Consider the following 19,653-nt stretch of genomic DNA (forward strand, 5'->3'; position numbering starts at 1 on the left):
TCAGCAAAGAGTTGGTGCAGCTTGCCGGCCTGGCTCGCCCGGGCGCGGCTGATCTCGATCCCGACGCTGCCGTCGATCACGTCGAGCTTTTCGACGCGGACTTTGATCGCGACGAGGCGCGGATGCGCCAGCAGCGCATCGGCGACACGCTCGGCAACGGTCTCGACGAGATCGACATGGCCGCGCGAGAACACGAGACGGATGGTATCGACGATCACGTCATACGAGAAGACATCGCGCATATCCTCGGCGAGATGGCCGGCGCGGCGCACGTCGGCGTCGATGTTGAAGCGCACGCGCTGAGTCTTGTTGCGCTCGAAATCGTAAGCGCCGATCGAAACCGCCAGCACGAGATCGTGGACGAAGACGCGGTCTGTCTCGACCGCTTCATCGCGGCCGGGCGCATAGCCGCGCGCCGATAAGAGCCGCCAGTCGACCTTGAATTCGTCGCCGAGATCGGCGGCGGTGTTTTCGCGCGGAATGAGATCGCGGATCAGGCGTACCTGCGTGGCATCGATCGTTTTCGCCCGGTCCTTGCCGCCGCACAGAGCGCCGCGAAAGCCGAGCAGATCGGGGCCGATCGGCAGCAGGCGCGCGATGTCGGGGGCTTCGAGCGAGCCCGCGAGGCCGGCGCTCAAGCCGGCCGCATGGGCGAGGTCGAGGAAGCGCTGCAAAGCGGAAATGTCGAGATGGTCGATCAGCCGCTTTCCGTCCTTGCCAACCGTATCGAGCATGACGCCCTTGAACCCGGCCGCGCTGAGACGCGGGATGAGCGCAAGATTGGCGCCCTGATCGGCAAAGAGCACGGCGATGAGTTTTGTCTGCGTCGCGATCGGTTTCACCGCATCGATCAAGGCATCGGTCTCGCCAGGAAAGAGGCCGACTTTCACGTAATCGACGCCGGTTGCCGCAATTTCCCGCGTCGCGGCGGCAAGCTCCGCGGGCGAGGCAAGGTTTCCGGCAACTGCGCTCACCGGCCGGCGCTTGCCGACCGCCGCGACAACGGCGCGGATCGCCGCGGCATTGAGCGCGCCAAGAGGCGCCGCCGCCGGGTCCTTCAGGTCAAGAATATCGGCGCCTTCGATCAGCGCGATTTCGGCTTCCGCCGCGTCGGCGACGCTCGCAAGCATCAGCGTCATCGGGCACCAACTCTCCGCGGCGGCAAGCGGCCGCCTGATCTTCGGCCTTCTCTATACGACAAGGCGTTCGAGGCCAATTCTGGGGTCAGGGGCGGGGGAAAGGAACCTGTTCTTTCAGCGGATAGCCGCTGGCTTCCCAGCCCTGGGTACCCTCCTGATACCAAAGCACATGGGCATAGCCCAGCGTTTTGGCGCGCTTGGCGGCGTTCCAGGACATCCAGCAATGGTGCGAGCAATAGAAGACGAGCGGTCGCGCAAGGTCGCCGCCGCTCGCCTGTTTCAGCCCGCGGCGGAAATAATCCAGCGTCACCGGCGCCAGCGCACCATAGCCGGTATCCGGCAGCCAAATGCTGCCGGGAATGTCGAAACGCGGCTTATCGCGCCAGAGCGTGCCGGGCGCGAGGCCGGCAGGCTTCGGCGCTTGCGGCAGGACATCGACGAAGGCCGCGGCCTTCTTTTCCCAAAGGGCATGCGCTTCGGCAACGCTCAAAGCCGGCTGGCCGTCGAGCGTCGCAGGCACCGTCCCGCGAAAGTCGGACATCCGGTAGCCGGCGGGCTCCGGCGCCGCCTGATCGGCCTGGGCGGCCGCGGCCGAAAGACACAGAAACAAAATGGCGGCGAAACGGCTCGATCTCATCCTAGGGCTCCCCGGCTCTTTTATTCCAAACTTTTGCGCAGCGCTGCCAGCGTTTCGTGGAAGCCCGGCGGGCCGCCGAGCAGGCGTTCCATCATCAGCGCCCCCTCAAGCGTCGCGACGACCAGCCGCGCCGACTGCGCCGGTTCGACGTCCGCGCCGATCGTGCCATTGGCGCGGCCCTCGGCAAGGATACGCTGCAGCCAGGCAATATGCCGGCGGAAGAAAATCGCGATGCCGTCGCGCATGCGTTCTGGCAAGATCGCGAGTTCCGACGCCATCGCCGCGGCAAGACAGCCCTGCTCCTGCTCGAGTCCATGCAGATAGAGACTGGCATAGGCCTCGACGCGCGCCAGGCCGTCCTCACTGTCGGCGACGATCGTCTCCAGTGCGCGGTCATAGCGCGCGCTATAGGCCGCGATCAGCGCGGCGCCGAGGTCTTCCTTGGTCGGGAAATGATGATGGATGCTCGCTTTGCGCAGGCCGACGGCCTCGGCAAGGTCGGCATAGCTGAAACCGGACCAGCCGCGCTGGCGCACCAGAACCTCGGCTTCGCCCACCAATTTGTCGCGCGTATCGGGAAGCATAGTTTACCTACCTACTGATAGGCAGAGCCGTCAAGCCGAAGAAAAGGCGACGCGCCAGATTGACGATCGCAAAACTACCGACTAGAAGGTAGGGAGCTAGAGGAGAGAGAATGACCCAGCGGATGGTAGATTGGGCGGGGTACCGCCAGCAGCTCGGCAGGACGCTCGAGGGCATAGCCGAGATCAGCCCCGACCTTCTGAAGGGCAACGACGTCCTGTCCAAGGCGGCACCGACGCCCGCTACGCTCGACGCGAAGACGCGGGAACTGATTGCGCTTGCCGTCGCCGTGACGACACGCTGCGACGGCTGCATTGCCTTCCATACCGAGGCGGCGCGCAAAGCCGGCGCGACGAAAGCGCAGCTCGTCGAGGCGCTCGGTGTCGCCATAGCCCTCAACGAGGGTGCGGCGCTGATCTATTCGGCTCGCGCCGTCGATGCTTTCGACAGCACGGCAGGCTAAGGTGGCCAAGCGGCGGCGAAGCACGGGGGCTTGATGGCAAAGCATCCGACCTTGCTCACGGCGCTGACGCTCCTCGCCCTCACTCTGCTAGGCAGTCTTGGCCTGGCCCGTGGCGAAGGCGCCGCAATCACGCCGCTGCCGGTCCGCGAGATTGCGCCTGGTGTCTACGCGCATCAGGCGCCGGTGACGGCAATGAATGCGGCAAGCGGCGGCGACATCGCCAATCTCGGCTTCATCGTCGGCGACGAGGCCGTTGCCGTCATCGATACGGGCGGCGCGCGCATCATCGGCGAACGGCTGAAAAAAGCGATCGAAGCCGTGACGCAGAAGCCGGTCCGCTATGTCATCAATACGCATGAGCATCCCGACCATATTTTCGGCAATGCCGCCTTTGCCGCGCCCGGGGTGACCTTCGTCGGTCACATGAATCTGCCGCGCGCCATGGCCGAGCGCGGCCCGGCCTATCTTGCGACATGGCGGCGCGTGATGACGCCGGCTCTCGTTGACGGCATCAAGCTTGTGCCGCCGACGCTGCTTGTCAGCCCCGGCAAGGATGTGCGTCTCGATCTGGGTCATCGCCTGATCGATCTGCGCGCCTGGCCGCCGATGCATACGGATTGCGACGTGACCATCTTCGACGAGAAGACAGCGACCTTGTTTACCGGCGATCTCGTCTTTCTGCAGCATGTGCCGGTCGTCGACGCCAGCGTTCTCGGCTGGATGAGGGCCATGCCGGCGCTGGCGAAAATCCCAGCCAAACGGGTCGTGCCCGGACATGGGACCGTCGATGTCGACTGGCCGCAGGCGCTCGCAGCGGAAAAAACTTATTTCACCAAACTGACGCAGGATTTGCGGGGATTCATCGCGCGCGGCGCGGACATTAACCAGGCAGCCAAAGAGGCCGGCCAGTCGGAAGCCTCGAAATGGCAGCTCTTCGGCATCTATAACCCGCGCAACGCCACCGCCGGCTACGCCGAACTCGAATGGCAGTGAAGTCGCGAATGGACGTGATATAATACAGGCTAGGGAGAAAGGGAGAAACGACCATGCGCAGATGGCAAGGACTGGCGGCTACGGCCGCAATCATGGCTTTAGGTTGCGTGGCTCTGTCGCCGGCACGGGCCGCCAATGCGTCTCCAGGCGAGACCTGGAAGGGCCTCGTCGATGCACTGTTCCCGCATCAGACGCTGACCGAAGACGGGACGATCATCAAGCTCGGCACGCCGCTGTCGGCGGAAGATGCGGCGCTGGTGCCGGTGACTTTGCACATGAATTACACCGATCCCGATCTGCCGCTGAGCGATCCGCACCGGGTGAAGAAGGTGACGCTTGTCATCGATGAAAATCCTTCGCCGGTCGCGGCCGTTTTCGAACTCGGCCCCAAGAGCGATGTCACCAAAATCGAGACGCGCGTGCGCGTCAATCAGAACACCAAGATCCATGCGGTCGCCGAGACCGTCGACGGCAAGCTCTATGTCAGCGAATCCTTCGTTGCCGCAGCCGGGGGCTGCTCGGCACCTAGTGGTGGGATGGATACGGCGGGTGGGCCGCCCCTCGGCACGATCCGCCTGCGTGGCATCAAGCCGGAATATGTCAACGCCGATGCGCGCCGCAAGGAAGCAGTGGTCATGATCAAACATCCCAACAATACCGGGATGCAAATGAACGCGGCGACGCACCTCTATGTCCCGGCGCGCTATATCGAGGCCCTGCGGGTGAGCCAGGGCAATGATCTGATCTTCGCGGTAACCGGCGGCATCTCGATCTCGGAGGATCCGAATTTCCGCTTCGATTATCTTTCGAACGGTTCCGCCGAGATGAAAATCACGGCCGCCGATACGAAGGGCACAAAGTTCGCCAAGGACGGCGCCGTCGGACCCGCCATGTAAACCGGCCATTTAAGCTGCCGCGCGGCGCTTAATTGAACAATTCGAAATCGCCGGGCGTATGCGTCTCACCTTCGCTGGCATCAGCGAAGGTGAGATGATTGGAAAGATCGGCCAGCGTCAGGACTTTGGCCGCGACGCTGGGATCGAGCCGCCAATGGTCGGGCAGGATAAGCGCCAGAGCGCCGAGAAAATCCGCCAGATTCTTCAGCTTCTGGGAAATGTGATCGAAGTCCTGCAATTCGCGCAAATGCGCCGGATTGCGCGCGGCGGCCTCGATCACCAGCGGCGCGATCAGGCTTTGCAAGCGGTGCACGGCCTCGCCCACATGGCTGAGCGCCTCGCCGACGCGATCGGTGACATCGGCGATCGGAACGCTTGGTGCGGCGGCGTCTGCGGGGTTGATCGACATCCGGGCTCGGTCCTCAAAAGAATTCGACGTCGCCATCGGCCCGTGGCGGTGGCGCCACGACGATGGGTATTTCCTTGCCGGCGATGAAGGCTTGGCGCGCCCGGCCCGAGACCGGCCAGAACTGAAGCCGCCGGCCGTTTTCGCCGCCGCAACTGCCCCCGACAAATGCTATCGCCTCAGCCTTTAGAAATCGCTCGGCGAAGGTCGCGTTTTGCCGGCCGATATCGGAGAGATTCTCGATCGTGCGCGCCCCGCCGAAGAGTTTGGCTTCGAGTCGGTCCTTGCGAGCGCCGCGTTGCAGCAGGCCGTTGACCAGCAGTTCCATCAAATGCACGCCGTAGCGCTCGGCATCGCCGTTGTGCGTTGCTTTGTCGGAGCCCGGCAGGAGAAAATGATTCATGCCGCCAACGCCTGCGACCGGATCGCGGATACAGGCGGCGACGCAGGAGCCGAGCAGTGTGACCAACACGACATTCGGATCGTCGGAGACGAAATATTCGCCTTGGACGATATGCACTTTCTGCTGCGGGGCGTCGGTCTCGTCGGTTCCGGGGGCAGCGCGATGGCGATTCATTTCAGCTTTCCGAAGACGGCTTCGATCGCGCCTTTCAACACCGGGATCGTGAATGGCTTGACGAGATAATTGTTGACGCCGAGCTTGATCGCGCGCTCGATCAAGGCGCGGTCGCCACGGCCGGTCAGCATGATGAAGGCCGATTTTTGCGTCGTCGGATGGGCCCGCACGGCTTGCAGAAATTGCAGGCCGTCGAGCTTGGGCATGTTGAGGTCGGAAATCACGAGATGGGCCGGCTTCTGCAGCAGTGCTTTCAGCGCCTGCTCGCCGTCCGAAGCCATTTCGATGTCCTGGATTCCGAGCTGCTGCAATCCGTCGCGGATCAACGCGCGGCTGGTGAGCTGGTCGTCGACGATCATCGCCCTTATGGCAGATGCGAACGGCATGCTCGCCCTCCTTCCTCGTTCCGGTTGGTGAGCCGCAGGATTTCGCCGCCGATCTTTTCGAGCGGCAATTGTTTTTCGACGGCTTCGATTTCAAAGGCGACACGCGGCATGCCGTAAACAAGGCTGGTTGCGCGATTCTGGCCGATGGTGCTGGCGCCAGCCTGACGCAGCCCCAAAAGCCCATCGGCGCCATCGCGGCCCATGCCGGTGAGAATAACGCCAACAGCCTTGGACTTGACCGCGGCCTGCACGGACCGAAACATCACATCGACGGACGGGCGATGGCCATTGACCGGACCAGCACTGCTGAGATGGCAGGTCAGGCTTCGGCCGGACGCAACCTCGAGATGCGTCACCGACCCCGGCGCGAGGTAGACATGGCCCTTGAGCAGCGGCGCGCCCTCGGTCGCTTCGGCGACGCGCGGCGCGCACAGCCGGTCGAGCCGGTCGGCGAAGCTCTTGGTGAAGGTCGCCGGCATGTGCTGGGTGATGACGGTCGGCGGGCAGTTCTCCGGAAATTTCGACACCACGGCGATCAGGGCTTCAACGCCGCCGGTCGAAGCGCCAATCGCGACGATCTTGCCGTCCGGCTCGTAAAGCACGCCGCGCGACACCGGCGTTACGGCATCCTCCTTGAGCTGCGGCTTCAGGACCTGCATGCGCGCCGCGGCCGCGGCTTTCACTTTCGCCGCAAGGCCGGGGAACATTTCGCTATCGCCGGGCACCGGCTTGGCGATGCAATCGAAGGCGCCGATCTCGAGCGCCTTGATCGTCGCCTCGGTGCCGCGCGCGGTCAGATTGGACACCATGATCACCGGGGTCGGACGCAGCCGCATGATCTTCGAGAGAAAGTCGATGCCGTTCATGTTCGGCATTTCGACATCGAGCGTGATGACGTCGGGCTCGAGCGTCTTCATCGCCTCGCGCGCCTCATAGGGGTCCGCCGCCTGGCCGACGATCTCGATCTCCGAGTCCTGCGAAAGAACCTGACCGATCAGATGCCGCATTGTCCGCGAATCATCGACGATGAGAACCTTCGTCTTGCTCACTTGCCGTTTTCCCTTTGCCGCAAACGATAGGTGGTGATGCCTTCGCTCTCGAAGAGAGCGGCCGCGGGGCCAGAGATGCGCTCCGAATGGCCGATATACAGACGCCCGCGCGGCATGAGCTGCGGCGCAAAGCGGCTCCAAAGCCGCGCCTGCGTCGCCTCCTCGAAATAGATGACGACGTTGCGGCAGAAGATCGCGTCGAACTTGCCACGCATCGGCCAGGTGCCGATGAGATTGAGCTCGCGAAACGCCACCAGCGAGCGCAAGACATCGCCGGCCGTCCAGACCTTGCCCGATTCATTGCGCGTCGCGGTAAACCAGCGCAGCCGCTGATCGGGCGGCACCGGCTGCATCAAGCTGTCGCCATAGGCGCCCGCGGTGCCGTCGGCAATCATGTTCGGATCGATGTCGGTTGCCAGGATCTTGATGTCGTAATTGGCCGCATCGGGCAGCACCGAGAGCACCGTCAGGGCGATCGAATAAGGCTCCGCGCCATTGGAGCAGGCGGCGGACCAGAAGCGCACCCGCCCGCCGCGCCGCGCCGTTTCGACGAGCGGCGGCAGGACCTCCTTGCGCAAATGCTCGAAATGGTGCGGCTCGCGGAAAAAGCGGGTGACGTTGGTGGTCAGCGCCGCGAGCATCTGCTGGCGCTCGCTGACGCCGGACTTCGATCCGACGAGTTCGCAATAGTCGCGGAAGCTTTTCAGCCCGAGCGCGCGCAGCCTTTTGGCGAGGCGCGAATAGACCAGCGCCGCCTTGCCGCGCGGCACGTGGATTCCGGCGTCGGCATGCAGCATCTCGGCGATTTGGCGAAAGTCTGCATCCGTCATCACGAATTCGGCGGTGATGGCGGTGCTCTCTTGCCGGTTGTCGATCGCGGAGATTGGCGCGCGGGTCATGCGGCTTCGCTCACCCCAGGGTTTGCGCCCGGCGGGGCATCGCCTTGGGTCTTTGCCAGCACCGCGTCGACATCGAGAATCAATGCGACGCGGCCGTCGCCCAGGATCGTCGCGGCCGCAATGCCCGGCACATGCCGATAATTCGCTTCAAGGCTCTTGATGACGACTTGGCGCTGGCCTTGGATGGCGTCGACGAGAAAGGCGCTGCGGCCGCCGCCTTCGGTCTCGACCAGAATGACGACTCCGGCGAGCGGATCGGACGCGCTGCCGCGATAGCCGAGCTCGCGGCCGATATCGACGAGCGGCGTGAACTTGCTGCGGATCGAGATCACCCGCGCCGCACCGCCCATGCCATGCACTTCGCCGGCCTTCGGCTGCAAGGTCTCGACGATCGCGGTGAGCGGAACGATCAGGGTTTGATCGGCAACGGTGACGACCATCCCATCGAGCACGGCCAGCGTCAGCGGCAGGCTCATCGTGAAGGTCGAACCCTTGCCGGGCCGCGAGCTGATCGAGATACGGCCGCCGAGCGCCTGGATCGAGCGTTTCACCACGTCCATGCCGACGCCGCGGCCGGAAATGTCCGAAATCTCGGAGGCGGTGGAGAAGCCCGGCAGAAAAATAAGATTGTCGACCTCTTCGTCGGTGAGCTGGGCATCGGCCGGGATCAGGCCCTTGTCGATCGCGATCTGCTTGACGCGCGGTCGGTTGATGCCGGCGCCGTCGTCGGAGATTTCGATGACGATGCGGCCGGAACGATGCAGCGCGGAGAGCCGCACTGTACCTTCCTCGGGCTTGCCGGCGGCGATACGCGCCTCCGGCTTTTCGAGCCCATGATCGATGGCATTGCGGATCATATGCGTCAGCGGATCGGTCAATCGCTCGATCACCGTCTTGTCGACTTCGGTGCCCTCGCCCTCGGAGACGAGGCGTACCGATTTGCCGGTCATCGCCGCAAGCTCGCGGACGAGCCGCGGCATGCGCTGAAATACCGATTTCACCGGCTGAGCGCGGATCGCCATCACGCTGTCTTGAATCTCGCGCGTCAACTGTTCGAGTTCATCGAGGCCGATGACGATGCCGGAGGCGCGGGCTAGGCCCGCCTCGGTTACCCGCTGCGCCAGCATGGCCTGGTTGATGACGAGCTCGCCGACAAGGTCGATCAGCCGGTCCACGCGGTCGAGATCGACGCGGATGGTCGGCGCGGCCTTGGCGTCGGCCTCGCCACTCGGTTTGGCCGCGGCCGCCTTTGCCTGCGTTGCGCGCTCGGTCGGTTCAGAGACGTCCGGCGTCGGAATGCTTGTTGCGATTGGTTCGGGCGCGGCGTCGGGCGCGTCGGGCTCGGACGCTTGGACGCGCGCCAAGAGCGCGGCAAGCTCATCGTCGATGCCGCCGCCGCCTGGTCCCGTCGGGGCCGTTTCATTGATGATTTCGAGATCGCAATCCCAGGTCACGAAATCGAACACATCGCGGACGGCATCCTCGTTCTTCGGCGTCGTCAGCTTGATCGTCCAGGCGAGATAGGCGCCTTCCGGATCGAGCTCGCTCAAGAGCGGCAGGTCGGAAACATCGCAGGATGTTTCAATCGGCCCCAGTTCGCCGAGTTCGCGCAGGATCAGCGCCGTCTCATTCGCCTTGGCATAAAGGCTCGGCTTGGGTTTGAACTTGATGATGAAGACATTGTCCGCCGGCGCCGGCGCCGGCTCGTCTTCGTCGAAGTCGAAGACGGCATGCACCGGCTGGAACTCGAGCCCCGACAGATCGTCCTCGGGTTCGGCCGCGTCGCCCGGATTCAAGGCGCGCAATTCATCGGCGAGCTTCTGGCTGCGGTTCTCGTCGACACTGCCGCCGTCGCGGGCGGCGCGGACGAGATCGGCGAGGACATCGGCGGCGCGCAGCAGGACTTTGAGCACCTCCGGCGTCGGTTCGAGCCGGCCGGCGCGAACATGATCGAGCGCTGTCTCGAACACATGCGCAAAGCGGACGAGATCTTCGAGGCTGAACGCTCCCGCCCCGCCCTTCACGGAATGGACGGCGCGGAAGACGGCATTCACCGTCTCCGAATCATTGTCGCCCCCTTCCATGGCCAGCAGACCGGCTTCCAATTCGGCAAGCTGCTCTTCGCATTCCTGGAAGAAGGTCTGTTTGATGGCCGCCATCGGGTCCATGGCTTGCTCCCGATGGGTCAGGCGGCGACGCGGCGGACGGCGGCGACGAGTTTGGTGGGATCAAATGGCTTGACGATCCAACCGGTGGCGCCGGCGCGGCGGGCGCGATCTTTTTTCTCGGCGTCGCTTTCGGTCGTCAGAACGAGGATCGGTACGGCGCGATGATTGGCATCGTGGCGCACCTTTTCAATAAAGCCGAAGCCGTCGAGCCGCGGCATGTTGATATCGGTGACGATCACATCCGGCTTTTCTCCGGCCAGAACCTCGAGTCCGTGCATACCGTCCTCCGCCTGGATAACGCGGTAGCCGGCGTCGGATAAGGTCAGCAGAAGCATGTCGCGCATCGTGCGCGAATCGTCGACCGTGAGAATGGTCTTGGTCATCGTTGAGGCCCTTCGGAAATCATTTGGTCTTGTCGGATATTGTGCCGAGCGGGACTTAAAATTCTTCCCACTCGTCATTCGCCGGCTTCGGCGCCGCACCGCCGCGCGAAGCCACCGTCTTGAACGCGGGGCGCGCAGCATTTTTGACCGGCTGCTTGCGCGGCGTCTCGACATCGCCGACCTGGAAGCGGCCGACGAGCTTCGTCAATTCTTCGGTTTCGAGCGACAGCGTATGGCTCGCGGCGGTCGATTCCTCGACCATGGCGGCATTCTGCTGCGTCACCTGATCCATTTGATTGACGGCGGTATTGACCTCTTGCAGACCGGTCGCCTGTTCGCGCGCGCTCGTCGCAATATCGGCGACGATCGAATCCATCTCGGCGACTTGCGCAAAGATGCGCTCCAGCGCCTTGCCGGTTTCTGCAACGAGATCGACGCCCTGCTCGACCTGCGTGCTTGAGGCGGAGATCAGGCCCTTGATCTCCTTCGCCGCTTCGGCGGAGCGCTGCGCCAAGGCGCGCACTTCGGAGGCGACGACTGCGAAGCCGCGGCCGGCGTCGCCCGCGCGTGCGGCCTCGACACCGGCGTTGAGCGCCAGCAGGTTGGTCTGGAAGGCGATCTCGTCGATGACGCCGATGATCTGGCCGATCTGTTGCGAGGATTTCTCGATCGCGCTCATCGCATTGATCGCCTGGCGGACGACGCCGCCGCCTTTTTCCGCATCGGACTTCGCCGTCGAGACCAATTCGCGCGCATGCATCGCCCCGTCGGCCGTCTTGCGCACCGTCGCGGTGATCTCGTCGAGCGCCGCGGCGGTTTCTTCGAGCGACGCGGCCTGCTGTTCCGTGCGCCGCGAGAGGTCGTCGGCCGCCGTGGAGATTTCCTGGGTGCCCGAGCGGATCGCCTGCGTATTGGTGTTGACGTGCACCATCACCTGCTGGAGCTTCTCGATCGAGGCATTGAAGTTGCCGCGGATTTTCTCGTATTCGCTGGTAAAGGCCTTGGCGAGCCGGAAGGTCAGATCGCCGTCCGAGAGCCGCTGCAGGGCTTCGGTGATCGACGAGACGAAGACGTTATGCGCCTCGATATATTGCTGCGTCTCGATCTCCTGGCGGGCACGATCGGCCTCGGCCGCCTTGCGCGCCGCTTCGGCTTCGGCCTCGAGCCGCGCCTTTTCGACCGCATTGTCCTTGAACACCTGGACGCGCTGCGACATTTCGGCGATCTCGTCGCCTTCGCCCAGCGGCGGAACGCCGACGTCGAGGCGTCCCTGCGCCAGCCGCTTCATGCAATCGTTGAGGATGCGGATCGGAAAGGCGATGCGGCGCTCCAATTGGTAGCCGGCGTAGCCGGCAACGAGCAGTGCAACGAGGCCGCCGACGATCTGGGCGAGATGGACGAACCAGAGGGCGCTGCCTTGCGCGCTTTCGGCTGCCGCCAATATCGTTTCAGCCTTGGTGCGCGCATCGGTGCCGGCGGCGTGAACCTGCTTCATCGTCTCGATGCTGGCCGCCGATTTGGCGATGGCCGTCGCTTGCGGCGCGTTCTGCGGATCGCCGCCGAACTGCATTTCGGGATCGCCGACCTCGCGCTGCCAGGTTGCGTTGGCGGCGGCGAACCGGTCGATCGCGGCGGTCATCTCGGGATCGTCACCGGCTTCGGCGCGAGCGGCGGCGATGTCTTCGCCGAATGATTTCGCCGCGGCGTCGTAAAGCTCGCGAAAACGCGCCTTGTCATCGGACAGAAGATAGCCGCGGCTGGTGCTGCTGAGGTCGTATTGAGTAGCCAGCGCCTCGTCGATGTGATCGACCAGCCGGAAGGCGGAATCGCGCGATTGGATCGCCCCTTCGGTATGATGGATGGCGACCTCGATGACCACCGATGTCATCGCCACGACGCCGAGAACGGCGGCGAATGCGACAATGAGCTTTTTTGAAATGACGATATTTTTCGACGCCACGCCAGCCTCCCTTAAGCGATCGTCGCGACTTTCGCGACGCGGCCGGGGGCGTCGGCGCCAAGAGTATGGCGACCGTCGACCATTGATGAGCGGAAATTCCCCTGCCCCACGCAGCCCAGCAAAGTTTTAGGCGAAAAGAGTGAATAAATTCGAAGCAGCCAGGGCCGGTTGCGGTTTTTCGCTTCCTATTGCTTAAACAAGGTGCGAGCGCCGCGCGGCGGGCAAGTCAAAAGTCGGTCCGGCTGCGGATCGCCGCGACCAGCGTGCCTTCGTCGAGATAATCGAGTTCTCCGCCGACCGGCACGCCATGCGCCAGCCGTGTCACGCGCACGGCAAGCGGCGCCAGAAGGTCGGTGATGTAATGCGCGGTCGTTTGGCCGTCGACGGTCGCATTGACGGCGAGCACGACTTCGCCGACCTGATCGCGCGCGACGCGATCGACAAGACTTTTCAGATTGAGATCGTCCGGGCCGATGCCGTCGAGCGGCGAGAGGGTGCCGCCGAGAACATGATAGCGTGCCGAAAGCGCGCCGGCGCGTTCCAGCGCCCAAAGATCGGCAACCGTCTCGACGACGACAAGCAGCTTGCCGTCGCGGCGCGTGTCGCGGCAGATCGTGCAGGGATCGCAGGAATCGACATTGCCGCAGCTCGTGCAGACGACGATCCGCTCGCGCGCGACCTGCATTGCGTCGGCGAGCGGCCCCAGCAATTCCTCCCGCTTGCGGATCAGATGCAGCGCGGCGCGCCGGGCGGAACGTGGCCCGAGGCCAGGCAGCCGCGCCAGCAATTGAATAAGCCGCTCGATCTCTGGACCGGCGATGCGCTCGGCCATGTCAGAAGAGTTTCAGGCCCGGCGGAATCGGCAGGCCGGCCGTCAGGCTTTTCATCCGCTCTTCCGTCAACCGCTCGGCTTTCTTGCGCGCATCGTCATGCGCCGCGACGATCAGGTCTTCGAGCATGTCCTTGTCGTCGGGTTTCAACAGCGTCGTATCGAGCGCGATCGCCTTCATCTGGCCTTTCGCCGTCAGGGTGACGCGAACCATGCCGCCGCCCGATTGACCTTCGACTTCGACCCGCTCGAGCTCCGCCTGCACCTCCTGCATCTTCGCCTGCATGGCCTGCGCCTGCTTCATCAGATCGAACATTCCGGCCATGTCGTGGTCCTCACAAATCGTCTTCGGTGATTGCCGAATCTATATAGGCGATGTCTTCGCCCGCTGCCGCGCCCTCCGCCGGCTCCGTCTCACGGACGGCGACGATCTCGGCGCCCGGAAATTGAGCCAAGACCGCGCGGACAAGCGGCTCGGCGCGCACACCGTGCAAGCTGGCGGCGGCCGCGGCTTCGGTCTGCTCCTTGAGGCTCGGCGCGCCGGCCTCGCGGGAGATCGCGACCATCCAGCGTTGGCCGGTCCATTCCTGCAGGCGCCGCGTCAAGGTCGGCGCGAGCTGCGGCGAGGCGCCGGGAGCGAGCGCGAATTCGATGGCGCCCTCCTCGAAGCGCACGAGCCGGACATCGCGCTCCAGCGCCAGCTTCAGTTGAATGTCGCGCACGGCGCCTGCTTGCGCCACGACATCCTCGAAACGGGCGAGACGCAGCCCCGGTTCGGCTTGTTGCGCCCGCGGCGACGGAGCGGGTTGCGTCGCTCGGCTCGAGCGTGAAACGAAGGTTGCCGAAGGTCCGGCTGAGACGGGGTCGCGCCCCGGCGCCGAGGCCGGAGCGGCGCTTTGCGGCGTAGTGCTGAGCCGGCGCAGGGCTTCGTCCGGGGTCGGCAGATCGGCGACATAGGCGAGCCGTACCAGGATCATGTCGGCGGCGGCGAGCGGCCGCGGCGAATCCTTGATCTCGGCGAGGCCTTTCAGCAGCAATTGCCAGGCGCGGGTCAACACCGGCAGCGACAGCTTTTGCGCGAAGTCGCCGCCGCGAACCCGCTCCGCCTCGCTCAGCGCCGGATCCTTTGCCGTCTCCGGCACGAGTTTCAGCCGCGTCACGACATGGGTGAATTCGGCCAGTTCGCTCAGCACGCGCTGCGGGTCGGCGCCAGCATCATAGAGTGCTTTCATCGCGCCGAGGGCCGCGGCAATATCACCGCGCATGACCTCGGCGAAAAGCTCGATGAGCCGCGTGCGGTCGGCAAGGCCGAGCATCTGACGCAAATCTTCGGCTTTCACTTCGCTGCGCAGGCTGCCCTTGGCATGCGCGATCGCTTGGTCGAGCAGCGAGAGCGCATCGCGGACGGAGCCCTCCGCCGCGCGGGCGATCAGCGCCAAGGCCTCCGGCTCGGCGGCAATCGCCTCCTTGGCGCAAATGCTGGCGAGATGGGCGACAAGCCGGTCGGCCTCGATGCGGCGCAGATCGAAGCGCTGACAGCGCGAGCGCACCGTCACCGGCACTTTCTCGATCTCGGTCGTCGCGAAAATGAATTTCACGTGGTCCGGCGGCTCTTCGAGCGTTTTCAGCAGACCGTTGAAGGCCGCCTTCGAGAGCATATGCACTTCGTCGATGATGTAGACTTTGGTGCGCGCCAGAACCGGGCGGTAGCGGGCGTTGTCGATGATCTCGCGAATATCGTCGATGCCGGTATGCGAGGCCGCATCCATTTCGATCACGTCGACATGGCGGGATTCGATGATCGCCTGGCAATGCACGCCGAGCTGCGGCATGTGGATCGTCGGCTGATTGACGGCCGGCGCGGTGTCATGCGCCGGAAGTTCGTAATTGAAGGCGCGGGCGAGAATGCGGGCGGTGGTCGTTTTTCCGACGCCGCGGACGCCGGTCAGGATATAGGCCTGATGGATCCGGCCGAGGTCGAAGGCGTTCGACAGCGTCGTGACCATCGCCTCTTGGCCGATCAGATCGTCGAAATTAGCCGGCCGGTATTTGCGCGCCAGCACGCGATAAGGCACGGCCGGGGTTTCGCCGGCCGGCAGAAGGGAAGGCTCCGTGCTGTGATCCTCGGCCATTCAGCCCGTCATTGCGAGCAGAGCAGGCGGCCCGGCCCATTGTCCGGCCTGTCGCTGCGTTTCTCGCAACGACGCAGCGCTTCAAAATCAAGAGGTGGGAGGCTGGACAGAAACCCGCCCGGTCTCGTCTGGGCTGCTTCCTTCCGGACCTGACCCGGTTGGCGAGTGGTGCGTCCACCGCCAACCTCCCGGCCCCTATTTGGACCAGGCCCGGCAAATCCGCAAGTCCGCGAAGGCTTGAATCTTGCTGCCGCGCACCAGAAGTCTATACGTCAAAACAGCGGCTTATGACGTGTCTCAGCGAGAGTTCCGATGACGCAGGCGCTTGTGCTTTTTTCCGGCGGTCAGGATTCGACGACTTGTCTCGCTTTTGCGCTGGCGCGTTTCAACCATGTCGAGACGATCGGTTTCGATTATGGCCAGCGCCACCGCATCGAACTCGATCAGCGCGGCCGGATCCGCGAACAGATCAAAACCATCGATCCCCTCTGGGCGCAGCGGCTCGGCGACGACCATCTGATCGACCTTGGCGTGCTTGGGCAGATTTCGGCGACCGCGATGACGCGCGATGTCGCCATCACCATCGAGGCGAACGGCCTGCCGAACACATTCGTCCCTGGCCGCAATCTTGTGTTTCTCGCCTTTGCGGCGGCGGTCGCCTATCGCCGCGGCCTGCAGCACATTGTCGGCGGCATGTGCGAGACCGATTTCTCCGGCTATCCCGACTGCCGGGATGCCACGATCAAGGCGATGCAGACCGCGCTCAATCTCGGCATGGAGGCGAAATTCAGCCTCGAAACGCCGTTGATGTGGCTCGACAAGGCTGCGACCTGGACATTGGCCGAGGAACTCGGCGGCCCGGCGCTTGTCGACCTGATCCTCGAAGAGACGCACACCTGCTATCTTGGCGAGCGCGGCATGCGGCATGAATGGGGCTATGGCTGCGGCACCTGCCCCGCCTGCACCTTGCGTGCACGAGGCTGGGCGAAATATCGCGCCGAGGCGGCTACCAAAACCGGCCGACCGGCGTGATCACGGATTGGCTGCGGGGGCCGGGCTCGTCTGCGCCGAGGCGGCCGGAGCGGCACTCTCGGGCTGCGCCGGCGCGGGTGTCGTCTGCGCCGTGGCGGCGACCGGCACTGCTTGCGCAACCGGGGCGGACGGCGCGGCCGGCTTGTTGAAGCCGAAAAAGTTCGTGAAAGGCAACGGTTTGTTCGCCCCGGGTTTCGGGGCGGTCGTTGCGGTCGCGCCGGTCGGCTGCGGATCGACGGGTTCGGTCTCGCCGCGTGCCAGGCGCAGCGCGGCGGCCTTTTTCTCCGCCACCGTCGCCGCGGCGAGATCTTTCGCGCGCGCCGCCTTCAATTGCGCCGCCGTAGGCGCCCGGCCGTGATGCTTGATCGCGACATCGACCGGGCCTTGCGCGAGCGCTTCCGGCCGGCTGACGTCTTCGATCTTCTGCGTGCGGAAGGTTGGGTTCTGACCGCCGTCGGCGTAGACCGTATGAACGGCAGGCAGGCCGCCGGCGACGAGCTCGGCAATTCTGGCATCGTCGCGCGCTTCCTTGGCGACGACTTCATCATGCACCATCTCGTCGCGTTGCAAGGACGGGCAAGGTCCGCTCGGGTCGAAACTTTGGCCCATCGCCGGCTTGGCGTTGAAGACATAATGCATGTCGCAGACGTTGACCGCGACTTCTTGTTTGGTCACTTCGAAATTGTCGGTGCCCTTTTTCAGCTCGCGCCAGAAGTCGATGTTCGGATCGAGCCGGTATTTGGCGAAATTCTCGGCCGTCATGTGGAACGGCATCGACTGCATCTGGATCTCGGGCTGGCCGCCGGCGAAGGCCTCGCGCGCGATCGAATAGATCTCGCCGATCTCGGGATTGGTCATCGAGAAACAGCCGGCCGACGAACAGATGCCATGCACCATGATCGAATCGCCGGAATAGCCGTGGACGCGATCATAGAGGTTCGGATAGCCGACATTGAACGAGAGATAATAATTCGAATGCGGATTCATCTGCGCCGGATAGATCGCATAGAATCCTTCCGGCACCTGCCGGTCGCCCTGCTTTTTCTTTGGGCCGAGCTGGCCGGACCAGCGGCACATCGGATAGGTCTTGAGATAGACGTAGCGGCCGTCCGAGCGCATCTTCCAGACTTCGAACTCGGCTTCCTTCTTATAGGTGCGAAAGAGGACCGGCGCCTGCGGGCTCGTGCCCTTGGCTTGCATCAAGGCCAGCATTTGCGGCGAAAGCGGCGCGTAGGCGCGGTCGACAACAAGGTCGGTCGAATCGTCTTCGCCGACGCAGCCGCCGAGCGCAGCAAGAAAGCCGGCGCATAAAGCGAAGGCGGCAAGCTTCCCGCGGGCAAAATGGAACGGCATCGGCATTCGCTCTCGACCTGAGGCCCCCATGGCCAAGCCGCCATCTAAAAGCGTTATCCTTATCCGCTGGTTACTTCAACCGGGGGGTGCTTCAGAAGCCATAGCCTTTGCGCGGATTTGGCCACCAATAAGGCGGCGCATAGGGCCAGTAGCTGTCGGTATAGACGCCGCGGGTGATGCAGACCCGCTGGACGCCATAGCGCGTCACCTCGTTGAAGAGGTTCATCTGCGGCTCCGGTACGAGCTTGCAGCTCGGCGGCGGCGGCAGAAAAGCCACGTCGGGCGGCAGCGGCCGGTGCCGGTAATAGGGCCGGTCGAGGTCGGCTGCCGCGGCGTGCCCCATAGAAAGGCTCGCGAGGACAAGGCCGAGCCCGCAGCCTATCGTTTTCTTTGCTCTCTCCGCCATCGATCCGGCTCCGGGCGGCCGAGCCGCGATTCACCGGACAATGGCGGGCTAAGCTTGCCTCTTCCTTAAGCGACGCCGCCGGCCGCTCGCCGCGACGCCGGGCGTCCCTAAGCCGGCTTAACCCCTTCGATTTGTCCGAAACCGCGACGCCTTGTCGGTCCGGCGCTCTACGCTTTCGGCTTGGAGAAGACGGATTCGACGTCGATATCCTCGTCCTCGTCCCGCGCCGCGGGCGCCGGCTTCTGGGCAAATACTTCGCCCTCGCGGCCTTCCTCGGCGTGTGGCGCCGTCGTGATCTCGGCCGGAACCAGCGTCTGCTTGCGATCCTCCTCGACAGGGACGCGTTCCTTGGCGGCGCGGTTGACCTCGAAATCGAGGTCCATCTGCGAGCAAAGCCCAAGCGTCACGGGGTCCATCGGCGTCAGCGCTGCCGAATTCCAATGTGTGCGGTTGCGGATCGCCTGCAGCGTGGTCTTGGTCGTGCCAACGAGCCGCATGATCTGCGCGTCCTTGAGCTCAGGATGGTTGCGCAACAGCCAGAGGATGGCGTTCGGCCGGTCCTGGCGCCGCGACAGCGGCGTATAGCGCGGCCCGCGCGCCCGCTTGATCTCCGGCAGCCGCACTTTGGAATGGGCGAGCTGCAGATGATGTTCGGGGTCCTTCTCGCCGGCCGCGATCTCCTCGCGGGTCAATTGGCCGGAGGTGATCGGGTCGTGACCCTTGATGCCGGCGGCGACCTCGCCATCGGCGATGCCTTTGACTTCAAGAGGGTGCAATTTGCAGAAGGCAGCGATCTGATCGAAGCTGAGCGAAGTGTTCTCGACGAGCCATACGGCCGTCGCCTTGGGCATGAGCGGTGCGTCGTTCATTCTCGTCTCCTCTTGGTCTCGGCGCCAGCGCGCAGGGGGCCGCGGCCAAGACCGGAATAGGGCATCCGCATCCTGGGATGCGGTTGGACAAACTTAAGCGCGGCCATAACACCGCACCTAACGTCCAAATTGTGGGGATCGATATTTCTTAAGCGACCCGGCCACGCAAAGCAATGTGGGCCATTCTCCATTGAATATAATCATTCCCAAGCAAAATTATGCCGATAAATGTCCCGACCCACAAAACCCGGCACTTTGAACACAAGGGCGAGCGATGAGCCGTGACGATGACGATCCTTTCGCGCCGCAGCGCAAGCCGCCGGAGCATAGCCTCGGCCAGCCGCTCGATGATCTTTCGATCGAGGAATTGAACCTGCGGATCGAGGCTTTGAAGGCGGAGATCGGCCGGCTTGAGGAAGCGCGGCGCGGGAAGGAGGCCGGCCGGGCCGGCGCGGCAGCCTTTTTCAAGCCGCTTTCCTAGAGGCCCGATGGGA

22 protein-coding genes and 1 other RNA gene are annotated in these 19,653 nt (G+C 64.1%); 5 read left to right on the forward strand and 18 right to left on the reverse strand.

The genetic code is table 11. From position 1 onward, the window contains the following. From Q0025_RS07245 to Q0025_RS07255, 3 genes are all read right to left on the reverse strand, one after another. Positions 1–1,139: (5-formylfuran-3-yl)methyl phosphate synthase (locus Q0025_RS07245; RefSeq protein WP_297297489.1), on the reverse strand; the 1,139-nt coding region annotated here is incomplete at its 3' end. A gap of 85 nt (positions 1,140–1,224) precedes the next feature. After that, positions 1,225–1,776 (reverse strand): PQQ-dependent catabolism-associated CXXCW motif protein, encoded by a 552-nt coding sequence (locus Q0025_RS07250; protein ID WP_297297491.1) that lies wholly within the window; start codon positions 1,774–1,776, stop codon positions 1,225–1,227. 20 nt (positions 1,777–1,796) lie between these two features. After that, positions 1,797–2,360 carry a TetR/AcrR family transcriptional regulator gene (locus tag Q0025_RS07255; protein ID WP_297297493.1) on the reverse strand — a complete coding sequence of 188 codons (564 nt, stop codon included), beginning with the start codon at positions 2,358–2,360 and terminating at the stop codon, positions 1,797–1,799. A 122-nt stretch (positions 2,361–2,482) separates the two neighbouring features. On the opposite strand from Q0025_RS07255, the gene Q0025_RS07260 reads away from it, so the two are divergent. From Q0025_RS07260 to Q0025_RS07270, 3 genes are all read left to right on the forward strand, one after another. Then, positions 2,483–2,821: a carboxymuconolactone decarboxylase family protein gene (locus tag Q0025_RS07260; RefSeq protein WP_297297588.1), complete on the forward strand. Its 339-nt coding sequence runs from the start codon at positions 2,483–2,485 to the stop codon at positions 2,819–2,821. A gap of 33 nt (positions 2,822–2,854) precedes the next feature. Then, positions 2,855–3,814, forward strand: a complete 960-nt coding sequence (locus Q0025_RS07265) for a quinoprotein relay system zinc metallohydrolase 2 (RefSeq protein WP_297297495.1) — start codon at positions 2,855–2,857, stop codon at positions 3,812–3,814. Between the two features lie 92 nt (positions 3,815–3,906). Then, positions 3,907–4,710 (forward strand): quinoprotein dehydrogenase-associated SoxYZ-like carrier, encoded by an 804-nt coding sequence (locus tag Q0025_RS07270; RefSeq protein WP_297297498.1) that lies wholly within the window; start codon positions 3,907–3,909, stop codon positions 4,708–4,710. A 28-nt stretch (positions 4,711–4,738) separates the two neighbouring features. Here the strand turns inward: Q0025_RS07270 and Q0025_RS07275 are convergent, their stop codons facing one another. From Q0025_RS07275 to ffs, 12 genes are all read right to left on the reverse strand, one after another. Continuing rightward, entirely contained in the window at positions 4,739–5,119 is a 381-nt protein-coding gene (locus Q0025_RS07275) for a hypothetical protein (RefSeq protein ID WP_297297499.1), read from the reverse strand. 13 nt (positions 5,120–5,132) lie between these two features. After that, complete coding sequence (locus Q0025_RS07280; protein ID WP_366939412.1) at positions 5,133–5,693, reverse strand: chemotaxis protein CheD; 561 nt, start codon at positions 5,691–5,693, stop codon at positions 5,133–5,135. Then, positions 5,690–6,079 carry a response regulator gene (locus Q0025_RS07285; RefSeq protein ID WP_297297501.1) on the reverse strand — a complete coding sequence of 130 codons (390 nt, stop codon included), beginning with the start codon at positions 6,077–6,079 and terminating at the stop codon, positions 5,690–5,692. Before Q0025_RS07285 ends, Q0025_RS07280 begins: the two co-directional genes overlap by 4 nt. After that, positions 6,058–7,128, reverse strand: coding sequence for a chemotaxis response regulator protein-glutamate methylesterase (locus Q0025_RS07290; RefSeq protein WP_297297503.1), 1,071 nt, complete (start codon positions 7,126–7,128; stop codon positions 6,058–6,060). The genes Q0025_RS07285 and Q0025_RS07290 overlap by 22 nt, the downstream gene beginning before the upstream one ends. Beyond that, complete coding sequence (locus Q0025_RS07295) at positions 7,125–8,027, reverse strand: protein-glutamate O-methyltransferase CheR (protein ID WP_297297505.1); 903 nt, start codon at positions 8,025–8,027, stop codon at positions 7,125–7,127. Before Q0025_RS07295 ends, Q0025_RS07290 begins: the two co-directional genes overlap by 4 nt. Next, positions 8,024–10,195 carry a chemotaxis protein CheA gene (locus Q0025_RS07300; RefSeq protein WP_297297507.1) on the reverse strand — a complete coding sequence of 724 codons (2,172 nt, stop codon included), beginning with the start codon at positions 10,193–10,195 and terminating at the stop codon, positions 8,024–8,026. The genes Q0025_RS07295 and Q0025_RS07300 overlap by 4 nt, the downstream gene beginning before the upstream one ends. 17 nt (positions 10,196–10,212) lie before the next feature. Then, the gene (locus Q0025_RS07305; RefSeq protein ID WP_297297509.1) at positions 10,213–10,578 is read right to left on the reverse strand and encodes a response regulator; all 366 of its coding nucleotides are present in this window, start codon (positions 10,576–10,578) and stop codon (positions 10,213–10,215) included. 55 nt (positions 10,579–10,633) lie between these two features. After that, positions 10,634–12,538: a methyl-accepting chemotaxis protein gene (locus Q0025_RS07310; protein ID WP_297297511.1), complete on the reverse strand. Its 1,905-nt coding sequence runs from the start codon at positions 12,536–12,538 to the stop codon at positions 10,634–10,636. 226 nt (positions 12,539–12,764) lie between these two features. Further along, positions 12,765–13,370 (reverse strand): recombination mediator RecR, encoded by a 606-nt coding sequence (gene recR / locus Q0025_RS07315; RefSeq protein ID WP_297297513.1) that lies wholly within the window; start codon positions 13,368–13,370, stop codon positions 12,765–12,767. Position 13,371: 1 nt separating this feature from the next. Then, positions 13,372–13,692, reverse strand: a complete 321-nt coding sequence (locus Q0025_RS07320; protein WP_297297515.1) for a YbaB/EbfC family nucleoid-associated protein — start codon at positions 13,690–13,692, stop codon at positions 13,372–13,374. A 10-nt stretch (positions 13,693–13,702) separates the two neighbouring features. Beyond that, complete coding sequence (locus tag Q0025_RS07325; RefSeq protein ID WP_297297518.1) at positions 13,703–15,499, reverse strand: DNA polymerase III subunit gamma/tau; 1,797 nt, start codon at positions 15,497–15,499, stop codon at positions 13,703–13,705. Positions 15,500–15,592: 93 nt separating this feature from the next. Then, an RNA gene (gene ffs / locus Q0025_RS07330) (signal recognition particle sRNA small type) lies at positions 15,593–15,689 on the reverse strand. Between the two features lie 122 nt (positions 15,690–15,811). Between ffs and queC the strand changes: the two genes are divergently transcribed. After that, positions 15,812–16,531, forward strand: coding sequence for a 7-cyano-7-deazaguanine synthase QueC (gene queC / locus Q0025_RS07335; RefSeq protein ID WP_297297520.1), 720 nt, complete (start codon positions 15,812–15,814; stop codon positions 16,529–16,531). Here queC and Q0025_RS07340 read toward each other — a convergent pair whose 3' ends face one another. From Q0025_RS07340 to Q0025_RS07350, 3 genes are all read right to left on the reverse strand, one after another. Then, on the reverse strand, positions 16,532–17,890 hold the full coding sequence (locus tag Q0025_RS07340) for a L,D-transpeptidase family protein (RefSeq protein WP_297297522.1): 1,359 nt from the start codon (positions 17,888–17,890) through the stop codon (positions 16,532–16,534). A gap of 85 nt (positions 17,891–17,975) precedes the next feature. After that, positions 17,976–18,290 (reverse strand): hypothetical protein, encoded by a 315-nt coding sequence (locus tag Q0025_RS07345; protein ID WP_297297524.1) that lies wholly within the window; start codon positions 18,288–18,290, stop codon positions 17,976–17,978. Between the two features lie 167 nt (positions 18,291–18,457). Next, positions 18,458–19,159 carry a cell cycle transcriptional regulator TrcR gene (locus Q0025_RS07350; protein ID WP_297297526.1) on the reverse strand — a complete coding sequence of 234 codons (702 nt, stop codon included), beginning with the start codon at positions 19,157–19,159 and terminating at the stop codon, positions 18,458–18,460. A 274-nt stretch (positions 19,160–19,433) separates the two neighbouring features. Here Q0025_RS07350 and Q0025_RS07355 point away from each other — a divergent pair, with 274 nt between their 5' ends. Further along, positions 19,434–19,640: a DUF1192 domain-containing protein gene (locus tag Q0025_RS07355; RefSeq protein ID WP_297297528.1), complete on the forward strand. Its 207-nt coding sequence runs from the start codon at positions 19,434–19,436 to the stop codon at positions 19,638–19,640. The last annotated feature ends 13 nt before the right edge of the window (positions 19,641–19,653 follow it).

Origin of the sequence: uncultured Methylovirgula sp. (assembly GCF_947646745.1) — a bacterium.
GTDB lineage: Bacteria > Pseudomonadota > Alphaproteobacteria > Rhizobiales > Beijerinckiaceae > Methylovirgula.

Coding starts and splice junctions, on each gene's coding strand:
- Q0025_RS07250 (WP_297297491.1), bottom strand. CDS start 1,776: ATGAGATCGAGCCGTTTCGCCGCCATTTTGTTTCTGTGTCTTTCGGCC.
- Q0025_RS07255 (WP_297297493.1), bottom strand. CDS start 2,360: ATGCTTCCCGATACGCGCGACAAATTGGTGGGCGAAGCCGAGGTTCTG.
- Q0025_RS07260 (WP_297297588.1), top strand. CDS start 2,483: ATGGTAGATTGGGCGGGGTACCGCCAGCAGCTCGGCAGGACGCTCGAG.
- Q0025_RS07265 (WP_297297495.1), top strand. CDS start 2,855: ATGGCAAAGCATCCGACCTTGCTCACGGCGCTGACGCTCCTCGCCCTC.
- Q0025_RS07270 (WP_297297498.1), top strand. CDS start 3,907: ATGGCTTTAGGTTGCGTGGCTCTGTCGCCGGCACGGGCCGCCAATGCG.
- Q0025_RS07275 (WP_297297499.1), bottom strand. CDS start 5,119: ATGTCGATCAACCCCGCAGACGCCGCCGCACCAAGCGTTCCGATCGCC.
- Q0025_RS07280 (WP_366939412.1), bottom strand. CDS start 5,693: ATGAATCGCCATCGCGCTGCCCCCGGAACCGACGAGACCGACGCCCCG.
- Q0025_RS07285 (WP_297297501.1), bottom strand. CDS start 6,079: ATGCCGTTCGCATCTGCCATAAGGGCGATGATCGTCGACGACCAGCTC.
- Q0025_RS07295 (WP_297297505.1), bottom strand. CDS start 8,027: ATGACCCGCGCGCCAATCTCCGCGATCGACAACCGGCAAGAGAGCACC.
- Q0025_RS07300 (WP_297297507.1), bottom strand. CDS start 10,195: ATGGACCCGATGGCGGCCATCAAACAGACCTTCTTCCAGGAATGCGAA.
- Q0025_RS07305 (WP_297297509.1), bottom strand. CDS start 10,578: ATGACCAAGACCATTCTCACGGTCGACGATTCGCGCACGATGCGCGAC.
- recR (WP_297297513.1), bottom strand. CDS start 13,370: ATGGCCGAGCGCATCGCCGGTCCAGAGATCGAGCGGCTTATTCAATTG.
- Q0025_RS07320 (WP_297297515.1), bottom strand. CDS start 13,692: ATGGCCGGAATGTTCGATCTGATGAAGCAGGCGCAGGCCATGCAGGCG.
- Q0025_RS07325 (WP_297297518.1), bottom strand. CDS start 15,499: ATGGCCGAGGATCACAGCACGGAGCCTTCCCTTCTGCCGGCCGGCGAA.
- queC (WP_297297520.1), top strand. CDS start 15,812: ATGACGCAGGCGCTTGTGCTTTTTTCCGGCGGTCAGGATTCGACGACT.
- Q0025_RS07340 (WP_297297522.1), bottom strand. CDS start 17,890: ATGCCGATGCCGTTCCATTTTGCCCGCGGGAAGCTTGCCGCCTTCGCT.
- Q0025_RS07345 (WP_297297524.1), bottom strand. CDS start 18,290: ATGGCGGAGAGAGCAAAGAAAACGATAGGCTGCGGGCTCGGCCTTGTC.
- Q0025_RS07350 (WP_297297526.1), bottom strand. CDS start 19,159: ATGAACGACGCACCGCTCATGCCCAAGGCGACGGCCGTATGGCTCGTC.
- Q0025_RS07355 (WP_297297528.1), top strand. CDS start 19,434: ATGAGCCGTGACGATGACGATCCTTTCGCGCCGCAGCGCAAGCCGCCG.